Source organism: Gordonia sp. ABKF26 (genome assembly GCF_041103195.1).
In the GTDB taxonomy this organism is placed as follows: domain Bacteria; phylum Actinomycetota; class Actinomycetes; order Mycobacteriales; family Mycobacteriaceae; genus Gordonia; species Gordonia terrae.
On sequence record NZ_JBGCVZ010000003.1, the window covers coordinates 3,562,941 to 3,576,713 of the forward strand.

General features: G+C 70.1%; 10 protein-coding genes. 6 read left to right on the plus strand and 4 right to left on the minus strand.

Features of this window, described 5'->3' with window-relative positions:
• The first annotated feature begins 59 nt into the window (after positions 1-59).
• Complete coding sequence (gene hrpA / locus AB4Z55_RS16455; RefSeq protein ID WP_369520098.1) at positions 60-4,049, plus strand: ATP-dependent RNA helicase HrpA; 3,990 nt, start codon at positions 60-62, stop codon at positions 4,047-4,049.
• On the opposite strand, the gene nrdR is transcribed toward hrpA, so the two are convergent.
• Both nrdR and AB4Z55_RS16465 read right to left on the minus strand, forming a co-directional pair.
• Entirely contained in the window at positions 4,023-4,535 is a 513-nt protein-coding gene (gene nrdR, locus AB4Z55_RS16460; protein ID WP_369520099.1) for a transcriptional regulator NrdR, read from the minus strand. The genes hrpA and nrdR overlap by 27 nt on opposite strands.
• Positions 4,536-4,634: 99 nt before the next feature.
• Positions 4,635-5,174, minus strand: coding sequence for a LysM peptidoglycan-binding domain-containing protein (locus AB4Z55_RS16465; RefSeq protein WP_369520100.1), 540 nt, complete (start codon positions 5,172-5,174; stop codon positions 4,635-4,637).
• A 242-nt stretch (positions 5,175-5,416) separates the two neighbouring features.
• On the opposite strand from AB4Z55_RS16465, the gene lexA reads away from it, so the two are divergent.
• On the plus strand, positions 5,417-6,121 hold the full coding sequence (gene lexA / locus AB4Z55_RS16470) for a transcriptional repressor LexA (protein ID WP_004019393.1): 705 nt from the start codon (positions 5,417-5,419) through the stop codon (positions 6,119-6,121).
• Here the strand turns inward: lexA and AB4Z55_RS16475 are convergent.
• The gene (locus AB4Z55_RS16475; RefSeq protein WP_369520101.1) at positions 6,099-7,808 is read right to left on the minus strand and encodes a phosphoenolpyruvate--protein phosphotransferase; all 1,710 of its coding nucleotides are present in this window, start codon (positions 7,806-7,808) and stop codon (positions 6,099-6,101) included. The genes lexA and AB4Z55_RS16475 overlap by 23 nt on opposite strands.
• 149 nt (positions 7,809-7,957) lie before the next feature.
• On the opposite strand from AB4Z55_RS16475, the gene AB4Z55_RS16480 reads away from it, so the two are divergent.
• The 4 genes from AB4Z55_RS16480 (at position 7,958) to AB4Z55_RS16495 (ending at position 12,244) form a co-directional block, all read left to right on the plus strand.
• Positions 7,958-8,728, plus strand: a complete 771-nt coding sequence (locus AB4Z55_RS16480) for a DeoR/GlpR family DNA-binding transcription regulator (RefSeq protein ID WP_010840857.1) — start codon at positions 7,958-7,960, stop codon at positions 8,726-8,728.
• On the plus strand, positions 8,725-9,690 hold the full coding sequence (gene pfkB, locus AB4Z55_RS16485) for a 1-phosphofructokinase (protein ID WP_354559648.1): 966 nt from the start codon (positions 8,725-8,727) through the stop codon (positions 9,688-9,690). The genes AB4Z55_RS16480 and pfkB overlap by 4 nt, the downstream gene beginning before the upstream one ends.
• Positions 9,691-9,767: 77 nt before the next feature.
• Positions 9,768-11,873, plus strand: a complete 2,106-nt coding sequence (locus AB4Z55_RS16490; protein WP_369520102.1) for a fructose-specific PTS transporter subunit EIIC — start codon at positions 9,768-9,770, stop codon at positions 11,871-11,873.
• Between the two features lie 110 nt (positions 11,874-11,983).
• A complete protein-coding gene (locus tag AB4Z55_RS16495; protein ID WP_369520103.1) occupies positions 11,984-12,244 on the plus strand; it encodes an HPr family phosphocarrier protein in 261 nt (86 codons plus the stop codon).
• Between the two features lie 20 nt (positions 12,245-12,264).
• Here the strand turns inward: AB4Z55_RS16495 and hflX are convergent, their stop codons facing one another.
• A complete protein-coding gene (gene hflX, locus AB4Z55_RS16500; protein ID WP_369520104.1) occupies positions 12,265-13,737 on the minus strand; it encodes a GTPase HflX in 1,473 nt (490 codons plus the stop codon).
• Positions 13,738-13,773: the final 36 nt, after the last annotated feature.

Consider the following 13,773-nt stretch of genomic DNA (forward strand, 5'->3'; position numbering starts at 1 on the left):
ACCCTGCACGGCCACTGGGGTGAAGTCCCGCGCGCACCGACCCATATCCTGGAGGGATCATGCCGGACCCGTCTTCCTCACCTTCCCCGTCGCCGGGAAGTGCCCCGTCTGCAGGCTCACCGGGTGTGTCGCGCCCGGACCTGCTCCGCGCACTCGACGACGTGGGCCTCGTCGACGCCGACCGGCTGCGGCGTCGCATCGACCGCCTCACGGCGCGTCCGGATGACGCGAAGTGGGAGCAGCTCGTCACCGACGTCGACAAGGCACGTGCACGACTCGACCGGCGGCGCGCGAGCGTCCCCATCCTGCGCTTCCCGGACGAACTCCCCGTCTCGGCGGCACGGGAGGAGATCGCCGAGGCGATCCGGGACCACCAGGTCGTGGTCATCGCGGGTGAGACCGGTTCGGGCAAGACCACGCAGCTCCCGAAGATCTGCCTCGAACTCGGCCGGGGCATCCGCGGGTCGATCGGGCACACCCAGCCCCGGCGGATCGCCGCGAGCTCGGTCGCCAAACGCATCGCCGACGAGACCGACACCGAACTCGGCGAGGCGGTCGGCTACTCGGTCCGGTTCACCGACCGCTCTGGCGCCGACACCCTCGTCCGGGTCATGACCGACGGCATCCTGCTGCGCGAGATCGCCACTGACCCGATGCTGCGCCGCTACGACACCCTCATCATCGACGAGGCGCACGAGCGCAGCCTCAACATCGATTTCATCCTCGGATACCTACGCCGGTTGCTGCCGCGACGACCCGATCTCAAGGTCATCATCACCTCCGCGACGATCGAACCGGCCCGGTTCGCACGGCATTTCAGTACGCCGACGACATCGGTCCCGGTCATCGAGGTGTCGGGTCGCACCTATCCGGTCGAGATCCGTTACCGGCCGCTGAGCCTGCAGGAGCGCCCCGACGACGGCGACGATGCCGGCGGCGGCGAGCATGCCGACCTCGACCAGATCCAGGGCATCGACGCCGCCGTCGACGAACTGTGGGCCGGTGGCCGCGGCGACATCCTGGTGTTCCTGCCGACCGAACGCGACATCCGGGAGACCGCGGACGCGTTGCGCCGCCGCACCGGTGGCGGCAAGGGGCCCGGCGCCGAGATCGTGCCGCTCTACGCGCGGCTGTCGATCGCCGAACAGCAGAAGGTCTTCTCCCCGTCCGACGGACGCCGGATCGTGCTGGCGACCAACGTCGCCGAGACCTCGGTCACCGTGCCCGGCATCCGGTATGTCATCGACACCGGCACCGCCCGGATCAGCCGGTATTCCACCCGGACCAAGGTCAATCGCCTGCCCATCGAGCCGGTCTCCCAGGCCAGCGCCCGCCAGCGCGCAGGCCGATGCGGTCGCGTCGCGCCGGGTGTCTGCATCCGCCTCTACAGCGAGAACGACTTCGAATCCCGGCCGGCGTTCACCGACCCCGAGATCCTGCGCACCAACCTGGCCGCCGTCATCCTGCAGATGACCTCCCTCAAGCTCGGCGAGATCGCCGACTTCCCGTTCGTCCAGCCGCCCGACGACCGCGCGATCCGCGACGGTATGGGCGTTCTCACCGAACTCGGCGCCATCACCGTCCCACGCGAGGGCGGCCCGCCTCGGCTCACCCCGACCGGCCGGTCGATGTCGCGGATTCCGGTCGATCCGCGGGTCGCCCGAATGCTCATCGCCGGACACGAGCTCGGCTGTCTCGACCACCTTCTCGTCATCGCCGCCGCGATGTCGCTCCCCGATCCTCGGGAACGGCCGGCCGAGCACCGGGAGGCCGCCGACGCCCAACACCGGCGCTTCATCGTCCCACAGTCGGACTTCCTGTCCTACGTGGAGCTGTGGCGATACCTCGGCGAACAGCGCAAGGAGTTGTCCGGCAGCCGCTTTCGGCGCATGTGCGAGCGGGAGTACCTACACTTCCTTCGCATCCGGGAGTGGCAGGACCTCCATCGACAGCTGACCGAGATCGTCAAGGACCTCGACTGGTCGGTCGCGCCCACCGAACTCGACGCCGACGCCGTCCACCGGGCCATCCTGTCGGGTCTGCTGAGCAACATCGCCGCCCGCAACACCGAGGGCCGCGAGTTCACCGGTGCGCGCAACACCACACTGCTGATCTTCCCCGCCTCTCCGCTCGCCAAGAAGCCACCCGCCTTCATCATGGCGGCCGAAATCCTCGAGACGTCCCGACTCTTCGCCCACACCGTCGCCGGGATCGATCCGCTGTGGGCCGAGAAACTCGCCGGGGATCTCGTGAAGCGCACCCACAGCGAGCCGCATTGGTCCGCCAGACGCGGGGCCGCGATGGCCTACGAGCGGGTCACCCTCTACGGCGTCCCCCTCGTCGCCCGGCGGCGCGTCGACTACGGCCCCATCGACCCGGTGGTCTCGCGGGAGCTGTTCATCCGGCACGCTCTCGTCGAGGGCGACTGGCGTACGCAGCACGCCTTCTTCGAGCGCAACCGCACACTCCTCGACGCCGCCTCGGACGTCGAGAACCGCACGCGCACCCGGGGTCTGGTGATCACCGAGGACCAGCTCTTCGAGTTCTACGACCAGCGGCTACCGGCCGACGTCACCTCCGCGCGGCACTTCGACTCATGGTGGAAGAAGGCCCGCCGGGCCGAACCGGATCTGCTGGATCTGCGTCCCGAGGACGTCACCGGCGGCACCGATGTCGCGCCGACGGACTACCCTGGCGCCTGGCAGCAGGGCGACACCCGACTCGAACTGCGTTACCGCTTCGAACCCGGCGCGACCGACGACGGGGTCACGGTCGTGATCCCGCAGGCTTTGCTCCCCCATGTGCGTCCGGCCGGATTCGACTGGTCGGTCCCCGGCATGCGCGCCGAACTGGCCACCGCACTGGTCAAGTCCCTGCCGAAGCAACTCCGCAAGAGCATGTCCCCCGCGCAACGATTCGCCGACCTCGCCCTCGGCCGACTCACCCCCCGCAAGGAGCCGCTGGCCGCCGGACTGGCGCGCGAGCTGTCGGCGATCACCGGGATGAGGGTCACTGCAGCTGATTTCGACGTCGAACGAGTGCCGGCTCACCTCCGGATGCACTTCGCGGTCGCCGACGATGCCGGACGGATCATCGCCCGCGCGGACTCGTTGTCCGAGCTCCAGCAGAAGGGTGTGCCCGCGGCGCCGCGAACGGTGTCACGCACGCTGTACCGGGCCTGGACCGCCGACGGGATCGGCACGCTCCCCGAACAGACGACGGTCGACGTCGCCGGGCAGCGGCTGACCCGGTACCCGACGATCGACGTGGTCGCCGATGACAAGGGCCGCCCGCGTGGCGTGATCGTCGTGGACGCGTCCTCCCCCGACGCCCGCGAGCGTCTCCGTCGTCGCGGGCTCGTCGCCCTGCTCGAACTGGCGATTCCCCCGCTGTCCAAACGCCTCGCCGGCTCACTCGATCCGGCCGAACGACTCGCCCTGAGCCTGAGTCCCTATGCGGACATCGAGGCACTGCTCGCCGACTGCACTCGACGGGCCATCCGGGACGCGACCATCGGTGTCGCCGACGCCGAGCTGGCGGCAGTCCGCTCGCCACAGTCCTTTTCGGCCTTCCTCGAGCGGATCAGGCCGCGCGTCGCCGAGGCCGCCCCGGACTATTTCTCGCTCGCCGTCGCGGCGCTCGAACGGCTGGCGCCGGTCCGCGCGGCGATCGACCGGCACGCCGGATCGCTGGCTGCCGACGACGTCGCCGAGCAGATCGACCATCTCGTGTTCGACGGCTTCGTGGCAGCCACCGCACGGCGGCATCTGGAGAACCTGCCGCGGTACCTCGACGGTGCGCGGGCACGTCTCGAGGCGCTGCCCGCGTCCGCCGCGCGCGACAAGGCCGGCGTCGCGGTCGTCGATCGCGTCGTCGAGCGGTGGGCCCAACGGCTCGAACAGGTCCCTGAGCACCGACGGGCGATCGTCGACGACGAGGCGCAGTGGCTCGTCGAGGAACTACGGGTCGGGTTGTTCGCCGAGCGTCTCGGTACCGCGTTCCCCGTGTCGGAGAAGCGCGTCCTACGAGCTCTGGACCGACTCGGCTGAGACGGGATCGGTGGTGGCGGTCTCGACACGTCCGCCACCGGACGCCGACGACTTCAGATCGTCGATCTCGCGCTGGAAGTCGTCCACCGAGTCGAACGACCGGTACACCGACGCGAACCGCAGGTACGCCACCTCGTCGAGATCACGCAGCGGACCCAGGATCGCGAGACCGACTTCGTTGCTGGGGATCTCGGCCGATCCGCTCGCGCGCACCGTGTCCTCGACCTGCTGGGCGAGTTGCGCGAGTGCGTCCTCGGCGACGTGCCGGCCCTGACAGGCACGACGCACACCGCGCATGACCTTCTCGCGACTGAACGGCTCGGTGACCCCGTTGCGTTTGACCACGGCGAGCACGGCGCTCTCCACCGTGGAGAATCGGCGCCCGCACTCCACACACGAGCGACGCCGTCGGATGGCCTGCCCTTCATCTGCGACACGCGAGTCGATGACCTTGGTGTCGTCGTTCTTGCAGAAGGGGCAGCGCATCGTGTCCTCACGCAGGTCGCGGGACGCTGGAACGCACCGAAACCGTGCGCCCGGCCGCTTCTCGGCCGGCCCCTGTGACATCGAGGATACCGCCCGGCCTCAGCGGTACCGGGGGGTGAGCAGGGGCTGACCCACCTGCAGCGCACTCGACGGCAGATCGTTCATCGCGACGATCTCGTCGATCACGATGTCGCGGGGCATCTCGGGCGCCACCCGGCCGGCGATCGTGCTGAGGGAATCCCCGGCGCGCACGTGGACGACCTCTGCGCTCACCGCGGCGGGCGTCATCGAGTCCGAATAGTTCTGACCGACGACACCGAACACCCACACGACGAACGCGAGGCCGACGCCGGCGAGGACCGCGACGGCGGTGCGGCGACGGCGACGGAACACCGCTGCATCCGGACCGACCGGCCCGCGGCCCCGGGCACCCACCGGGGAGCCGCAGTGCGTGCCGCCGACGCGTGGCGTCAGTGGCGACCCGCCCACCGGACGGTTGCCTGCCGGCCGGTTGTCGACGGGCCGAGAACCGTCGGACAGCGGGGTCCGGGTCCGGATACGGTCGGCGCGGTCGGTGCGCGCCCGGATGGTGTCGGGACGCTCGGTACGGACGGGAGCGACGAGAGTGGCGGTGCGCATGGTGCCCTCCGGGTGTTCGGTGCGGGATCTTCGGGTGTTCGGGTGTCTGGCGTTCGGTGTTCGAACTTCGATCAGATGTTCGATGCACTGATGTTCGAATTTGTAGCACGGCGCACCGACAAAGTCTCGCGACACATCGAACAAATGTTTGAGGTGCAGGTCGCACTCCGCTAGGCTCGGACGCGGCTGAACATCCCCACGGGCCATCTACCAGCACGTTCCGAAAACGAGAGGAACCGAACATGAGTGACACCGGCGATAGGCGCGGCCGAGCGCGGGGAGCCGACGACGAGGCCCCTATCGACGTCGCCGCCGCCGAGGCCTCACTCACCCCGCGCCAGCTCGGGGTCCTGGAAGTCATCCGCCGCTCGGTACGCGAGCGCGGTTACCCGCCGAGCATCCGCGAGATCGGCGACGAGGTCGGCCTGGCCTCGACATCGTCGGTCGCCCACCAGCTACGGACCCTCGAGCGCAAGGGTCTGCTCAAGAGGGATGCGAACCGGCCGCGTGCGGTCAACATCGCGCCGAGCGAATCGCCGTCGCCGGAGACCCCGTCGGCCGGCCGGCTGCCCGAGCCGACCTTCGTGCCGGTCCTCGGCCGGATCGCGGCCGGTGGCCCGATCCTGGCCGAGGAGGCGGTCGAGGACGTGTTCCCGCTTCCTCGCGAGCTGGTCGGCGAGGGCTCGCTCTTCTTGCTGCGCGTCGTGGGCGAGTCGATGATCGACGCCGCCATCTGCGACGGCGACTGGGTCGTCGTGCGGCAGCAGAACGTCGCCGACAACGGCGACATCGTCGCAGCGATGATCGACGGCGAGGCCACCGTGAAGACCTTCAAGCGTCAGGGCGCCAATGTGTGGCTGATGCCGCACAACGAGCTGTTCGATCCCATCCCGGGCAACGACGCCGTGATCCTCGGCAAGGTCGTCACCGTGATGCGGCGAGTCTGACCTCTCCCCCGACCGAACGGTCGAGCACCGCCGCGGCAGCTTCTCGCGCCGCGGCGGGGTCGGACGTGGCCAGCGCGGCGTCGGCGGCGGCGCGGCAGTCCTGGGCGGTCACCTCGCCGAGCCGAGCCCCCACCGCGGCGGCCGCGGTCGGCGCGCTGGACAGCGAGGTCACCCCGAGACCGACGAGCACGCAGGCGAGATTCGGATCGGCAGCCGCCTCACCGCACACCCCGACCGGCTTGCCCTGGCGGACACCCGCTGCGGCGACACCCGCGATCAGGCTGAGCACCGCAGGCTGCCACGGATCGGTCAATCCGGCGAGATCGGCCGACATCCGATCGGCCGCCATCGTGTACTGCGTCAGATCGTTGGTGCCGATCGACACGAAGTCCACCTCGGCGAGCACGGCCTCGGCCAGGATGGCGGCCGCGGGCACCTCGATCATGACCCCGGCGACCAGGCCCCGGCCGCGGACCTCCGCGGCGAAGGCGCGCGCCTCGGACGGCGAGGCGATCATCGGCGCCATGACCCACGGCGCGACGTCGGAACCCGACGCGGCGTGCGCGATCGCGTCGAGCTGGTGGGCTCGGATCTCGGGATGCGCCAGGGCGATTCGATCCCCACGGACACCGAGCGCGGGATTGGATTCGTCTGGGTGGGTCACGAACCTCAAGGGCTTGTCCGAGCCGGCGTCGAGGGTACGGATCACCACCTTCTGGCCGTCGAAGGCATCGAGTACCTCGCGGTAGATCGCCGCCTGCTCGTCGACCGATGGTTCGTCGGCGCGTTCGAGGAAGGCGAGTTCGGTGCGGAAGAGTCCGACGCCCTCGACCGGGTGCCCGGCGGCGGCCCGCGCCGACGATCCGTCGGCGACATTGGCGAGCACCGAGACGGCGATGCCGTCGGCGGTCTGCCCCGGACCCGTCCACCCGGCGACGAGCTCGGCGTGCCGACGATCCTCCTCGACTCGCGCCCGCGCCGTCTCCGCGTCCGGCTCCACCTCGACCCGGCCGGTCGTCCCATCGACGAGAACCGTTGTGCCGGGTCCGATCTCGGCGAGATCGGCCACGGCCACCACACACGGGATCCCCAGTTGCCGGGCGATGATCGCGGTGTGGCTGGTCGGCCCACCCAGCCGGGTGACGAGCGCGATCGTGGTCGTCGGGTCGAGACCGGCGGTGTCGGCGGGTGCGAGGTCGTCGGCGAGCAGCACCGAGGGCACCTGCGGTGTCGGCACGCCCGGTTCGGGTAGACCGAGCAGTTCGGCGAGCACGCGGTCGCGCACATCGTTCAGATCGGTGACCCGCTCGGCCATCAACCCGCCGAGTTTGGTGAACACCGCCGCGAACTGATCGGTCGCGGCGACGGCAGCGGCCTCGGCCGTGGCGCCCTTGGTGATGAGCGCGCTCGCGGCCCCGATCCACCCCCGGTCCTCGGCGAGTCCCGCGGTCGCCGCGAGCACCTCCGCGGTCACCCCGGTGTTCTGGGAGGCGCGCGTACGCAGTCGCGAGGCGACGGCGCCGGCCGCCGTGGCGAAGCGTGTCACCTCGTCGGCACGACGCTCCTCGGGGATCTCCACGCCGACGCCGAGCTTCTCCGGCGAGTGATCGGGTCGCTCGCCCGGCCACAGCGCGGGACCGTGGGCCAGTCCGCCGACCACCGGGGTCCCTGTCAGGATCTGCGCCATCGTCTTGCCTCTCACTCGACTACCGATGTGACCACCGTTACAAAAAGTGCTTGACTTGTCAACACAAACAGGCGTAAACACAATTACTACAACATGCAATCCCACACGCCTCAACAAGCGGGGTGGTCGGAACCGGAGATCGGAGCGGTGTGTACGCCGAGGAGAGACAACAGGCGATCGTCGACGAGGTGCGCGTCGCCGGACGGGCGTCGGTGGCTGCGCTCGCCGAGAAGTTCGACGTCACGAGCGAGACCGTCCGTCGAGACCTCGCCGTCCTGGAGCGTGCCGGACATCTGCAGCGGGTCCACGGCGGTGCCGTGCGCGCCGAGGTCATGCGCGCCCTGGGCGAGCTCGGCATCGACGAGCGCGAGTCGAGCCAGATCGAACAGAAGACGGCGATCGGCCGGGCGGCGATCCGTTTCCTGCCGCCGGACGGCGGTTCCGTGCTCTTCGACGCCGGCACCACGACCTACCGCGCCGCCGAGGCGACCGCGCCCGATCGGAGGCTCACCCTGTTCACCAACAGCCTGCCCATCGCCGGCCTGCTGGCCGGCACCCACCCCGACGGGCTCCATGCGCTCGGCGGACGCGTCCGTGGTCTCACCCAGGCCACGGTGGGCGTCGAGACGGTGGACGCGCTCCGCCGCCTGCGGGTCACCACCGCGTTCCTCGGCACCAACGGTCTGAGCGAGTCCCATGGGCTGTCGACTCCCGATCCCGACGAGGCGGCGGTGAAAGCGGCGATGGTCGCGGCCGCGCAACGCGTCGTGGTCCTCGCCGACAGCTCGAAGATGGATCGCGAAGACCTCTCCTCCTTCGCCGGGATCGACGACGTCGACGTCCTCATCACCGACTCCGGGATAGACCCGGCCTTCTCGGCGGCACTGTCCGCGCGCGGCGTCGAGGTCGTGATCGCATGATCGTCACCGTCACCGCGAACCCCAGCCTCGACCGCACCCTCGAGCTCGGCGCACCGCTGGCACGCGGCGAGGTGCAGCGCGCCGGTACGGTCCGCACCGAACCCGGCGGCAAGGGCGTCAACGTGGCCCGCGTCGTCGCGGCCGCCGGCCTGTCCACCCGAGCCCTGCTCCCCGCGCGGACGGGCGACCCGCTGTGTACCGCACTCGACGAACTCGGACTCCCCTACGACGCGGTGCCCGTCGACGGCGAGGTCCGCTCCAACATCACGATCGCCGAGTCGGACGGCACGACCACCAAGATCAACGCTCCGGGTGTCGCGCTGACCGCGCGGGATCGCGATGCGCTCGTCGAACTCATCCGGGCGCACGCCGACTCCGCCCAGTGGGTCACCCTCTGCGGCTCCCTCCCGCCCGGCGTACCCGACAACTGGTACCGCGCGATCGCCGACGACCTGGTCCTGGCCGGGTGCCGCGTCGCGGTGGACACCTCCGGCGCCCCGCTCCGGGCGACCGTTGCCGGTCGCGTCGACCTGATCAAACCCAACGAGGACGAACTCGCCGAACTGACCGGCGCCGACCCGGCCACGCTGCGGGAAGCCTTGTCGCGCAACGACCTCGAACCCGTGGTCGAAGCCGCGACCACGATCGCGGAACAGATCGGCGGCAACGTCCTGGCCACACTCGGAGCCGCCGGCGCCGTCCTGGTCACCGCATCGGGCGTCTGGTCGGCGACACCCCCGCCGATCGTGCCGCGCAGCACCGTCGGCGCCGGCGACTCCTCGCTCGCCGGCTTCCTCATCGCCCAGAGCACGGGGGCCTCGCCCGCGGACTGCCTCCGGTCGGCGGTGGCCTACGGCGCCGCGGCCGCCTCGTTAGCGGGCACCCAGGCCCCGACTCCCGACCATCTCGACCTCCCCGGCGTCCGGGTGACCGAACTGTCGGGAGCCGCCCGCATGAGCTGACGCCACCTTCACGGACCCGCACCGCACATCCAGTACCACCCGTTGACCCCGTACCCCCTGTCACCGAAGGACATCCCATGACCGAGCAGATCATCACCGCCCAGACGGTGAGTCTCGACGTCGACGCCGGCGGCGATCCCGCCGCCGTCATCACCACGCTGGCCGACGCGCTCGCCGCGGCCGGCCGGACCACCGATCCCGCCGATCTCGCGCGGGCCGCGCTGGACCGGGAGGCCAAGTCCGCCACCGGGCTTCCCGGCGGCATCGCCATCCCGCACGCCCGGACCGCGTCGGTGACCACGGCCAGTCTCGCCATGGCGCGGCTGTCCCGGAAGGTCGACTTCGGCGCGCCGGACGGGCCTGCCGACCTGGTCTTCCTCATCGCCGCCCCCGAGGGGGGCGCCAGCGCGCACATGAAACTCCTCAGCTCCCTGGCCCGCTCACTCGTCCGGCCCGACTTCGTGGCCTCGCTCCGCGCGGCGGAGAACGAGGAGCGAGTGATCGAACTGGTCGACGAGGCCATCAACCCCGCACCCCCCGCCCCCGCCGCTCCGGCGGCCGCAGCGCCCGCAGCTGCAGCGGTGTCGACCGCGAAGTCCGAGAGCGCACCGGCCCAGAAGGACCCGGCCCCGACCGATCCGGCCCAGACCGCGGACTCGAAGCCGCGCATCGTGGCGATCACCGCGTGCCCCACCGGGATCGCCCACACCTACATGGCCGCCGATGCGCTCAAGTACGCGGCCGAGCGGGCCGGTGTCGAGTTCGCGGTGGAGACCCAGGGGTCCTCGGCCACGACCGCTTTCGACCCGGAGGTGATCGCCTCGGCCGATGCCGTCATCTTCGCCACCGACGTCGGGGTGAAGGGTCGCAACCGGTTCAGCGGCAAACCCGTCATCGCATCCGGGGTGAAACGGGCGATCAACGAACCCGACGCGATGATCGCCGAGGCGGTGGCCGCGGGGCGCAACCCGAACGCGACGCGCGTCACCGGCGATGGGGCCGATGCCGAGTCGGCCGACACCGCAACGTCGGGCGTGGGCCTCGCGGGCCGCACGCGCCAGGCCCTCATGACCGGTGTCAGCTACATGATCCCGTTCGTCGCCGCCGGCGGACTGCTCATCGCACTCGGCTTTCTCCTCGCCGGTTACGAGGTCGCCAACACGACCCTCGACGACGGCGGCACCCTCAGCGACGGCGCCTTCATCGCCCTGAACAACAGTCTGTGGGACCTGCCGTCCGGCGGACTCCTGCAGTACCTGGGTGCGGTGAGCTTCGCGATCGGCTCGGGGGTGATGGGACTCGCGGTCCCGGTGCTCGCCGGCTACATCTCGTTCGCGATCGCCGACCGACCCGGTATCGCACCCGGTTTCGTGGCCGGCATCGTCTCGCTCGCGGTGGGCGCCAGCTTCATCGGCGCGTTGATCGGCGGCCTCATCGCCGGTGTGGTGTGCCTGTGGATCGCGCGGACCCCGGTGCCCCAGTGGGCGCGCGGCCTCATGCCGGTCGTGGTCATCCCGTTGTTCGGCAGCATGATCGTCGGCGGGTTGCTCTACATGGTGCTCGGCAAGCCGCTCGCCTGGCTGACCGAGCAGATGAACAGCGGCCTGGAGAGCATGTCCGGCGGATCGGCCATCGCCCTCGGGATCGTGCTCGGTCTGATGATGTGCTTCGATCTCGGCGGGCCGGTCAACAAGACCGCCTACCTGTTCGCCACCGCCGGGATCGCCGACGCCGCGACCGCAGGCACCGCGCAGTACCAGATCATGGCGGCCGTGATGTGCGCCGGCATGGTCCCGCCGCTGGCGCTCGCACTCGCCACCGTCCTGCGCCCCGGCCCGTTCACCGAGCCGGAGCGCGAGAACGGCAAGGCCGCATGGCTTCTCGGCGCGTCGTTCATCTCCGAGGGCGCCATCCCGTTCGCGGCGGTCGATCCCTTCCGCGTCATCCCCTCGATGATGGCCGGCGGCGCGCTCAGCGGTGCACTGATCATGGCGTTCGGCGTCGAACTCCGTGCTCCGCACGGCGGCATCTTCGTCTTCTTCGCGATGAACAACTGGGTGCTCTTCCTCGTCGCACTCGTCGCCGGTACCGTGTTGTCCGCCGTCCTGGTGATCGCGGCCAAGCAGGTCCATCGCAGTCGCGACGCCGTCGCGTTCGACGAACTCGAGGCGGTCGCCGCCTGACGCCTCGACGACGCGACCACCCGACCACCCGACATCCGGGTCAGACCCCGGCACCGAATCGCACGATGACCGACCCCACCCGACACCCCCACCCACTCGAAGGAGTTCCCATGCCCAGCACCACCGCCACCGTCGGCTCCGCCGTCGGACTGCACGCCCGACCCGCCACGATCATCGCCGAGGCGGTCGCCGAGATCGGCAGCCCCGTGACGCTGGGTCTCGAGGGCGGCGATCCGGTCGACGCGGGATCGGCGCTGATGATCATGACGCTGGGGGCCGAGAAGGGGACCCGGGTGGTGGTCACAGCCGACGACCAGGCCGCGCTCGACACCATCGTCGATCTCGTCGAGAAGGATCTCGACGCGGATTAGTACGTACGCAGCGAACCCGCTCAGATCCGGAGGTCCGCGATCTCGCCCGCGAACGCGGCCGGGACGCGGACCTTCATCGTCGTGCCGGCCTCGGTGTGCTCCGAGGAGATGACCTCACCCTCGCTGTGAACACGAGAGACGACGTCGCCCCGGTCGAACGGCACCTCGATGGTCATCTCCACGTCCTCGCGACCGACGAACTCGCGAACACGTCCGAACAGTTCGGGCAGTCCCTCGCCGGTCCGGGCGGAGATGAAGACCGCATCCGCACCGAGCGCACCGCGCAACTCGGTGAGGCGGTTGCCGTCGATGGCGTCGATCTTGTTGATCACCAGCAGCTCTGGCGGCGCGGTGACGCCCTCCTCGGCGACGATGTCGTTGATGACCTGACGGACGGCCGAGATCTGTTCCATCGGAAAGGCATCCGCGCCGTCGACGACATGGAGCAACAGGTCGGCGTCGACGACCTCCTCGAGCGTGGACCGGAATGCCTCGACGAGCTGGGTCGGCAGATGGCGGACGAACCCGACGGTGTCGGTGAACACGACCGCGCGCCCGTCGTCGAGCGTGGCACGCCTGGTGGTGGGATCGAGGGTCGCGAACAAGGCGTCCTGCACGAGCACCCCGGCACCGGTCATCGCGTTGACCAGACTGGACTTGCCGGCGTTGGTGTACCCGGCGACGGTGATCGTCGGGATCGAACCACTCTTGCGCGCAGCGCGTTTCGTCGTCCGCGCCTTCTTCATGCCGCGGATCTCGCGGCGCAGCTTGGCCATTCGCTCCCGGATCCGGCGACGGTCGGTCTCGATCTTGGTCTCACCCGGACCGCGAAGACCCACGCCGCCGTTGCTGCCCGCCCGGCCACCGGCCTGCCGGGACATCGATTCACCCCAACCGCGGAGCCGCGGGAGCATGTACTCCATCTGCGCGAGGGAGACCTGCGCCTTGCCCTCCCGCGAGGTCGCGTGCTGGGCGAAGATGTCGAGGATCAGGGCGGTGCGGTCGATGACCTTCACCTTCACCACCTTCTCCAGCGCGTTCAGCTGGGCGGGGGTGAGTTCACCGTCGCAGACGACGGTGTCGGCGCCGGTCGCGAGGACGATCTCGCGGAGTTCCTCGGCCTTGCCGCTGCCGATGTAGGTGGCGGGATCCGGTTTGGAGCGACGCTGGATCACCGCGTCGAGGATCTGGGATCCGGCCGTCTCGGCGAGCGCGGCCAGCTCGGTCATGTTGGCCTTGGCGGCAGCCGCGCTGCCCTCGGTCCACACGCCGACCAGGACCACGCGTTCCAGTCGGAGCTGCCGGTACTCGACCTCGGTGACGTCGGTGAGTTCGGTGGAGAGTCCCGCGACGCGTTGCAGAGATGCACGCTCGGAGAGCTGGAGTTCGCCGGTGGTGGGGTCCACGCCGTTCGGGTCCCCACTGGTGGGACCTGCGGTGTCCCGGACACCGAGATCGGCTGCGGACATGATGTCTTCTCGTGATTCGGTCATACGAGATCCATGGTCTCACGTCCACCAGGATGCGAG

Excerpts from the sequence above, each read along its gene's own strand:
- hrpA (WP_369520098.1), top strand. The coding sequence starts at position 60 with ATGCCGGACCCGTCTTCCTCACCTTCCCCGTCGCCGGGAAGTGCCCCG.
- nrdR (WP_369520099.1), bottom strand. The coding sequence starts at position 4,535 with ATGCGCTGCCCCTTCTGCAAGAACGACGACACCAAGGTCATCGACTCG.
- AB4Z55_RS16465 (WP_369520100.1), bottom strand. The coding sequence starts at position 5,174 with ATGCGCACCGCCACTCTCGTCGCTCCCGTCCGTACCGAGCGTCCCGAC.
- lexA (WP_004019393.1), top strand. The coding sequence starts at position 5,417 with ATGAGTGACACCGGCGATAGGCGCGGCCGAGCGCGGGGAGCCGACGAC.
- AB4Z55_RS16475 (WP_369520101.1), bottom strand. The coding sequence starts at position 7,808 with ATGGCGCAGATCCTGACAGGGACCCCGGTGGTCGGCGGACTGGCCCAC.
- pfkB (WP_354559648.1), top strand. The coding sequence starts at position 8,725 with ATGATCGTCACCGTCACCGCGAACCCCAGCCTCGACCGCACCCTCGAG.
- AB4Z55_RS16490 (WP_369520102.1), top strand. The coding sequence starts at position 9,768 with ATGACCGAGCAGATCATCACCGCCCAGACGGTGAGTCTCGACGTCGAC.
- AB4Z55_RS16495 (WP_369520103.1), top strand. The coding sequence starts at position 11,984 with ATGCCCAGCACCACCGCCACCGTCGGCTCCGCCGTCGGACTGCACGCC.
- hflX (WP_369520104.1), bottom strand. The coding sequence starts at position 13,737 with ATGACCGAATCACGAGAAGACATCATGTCCGCAGCCGATCTCGGTGTC.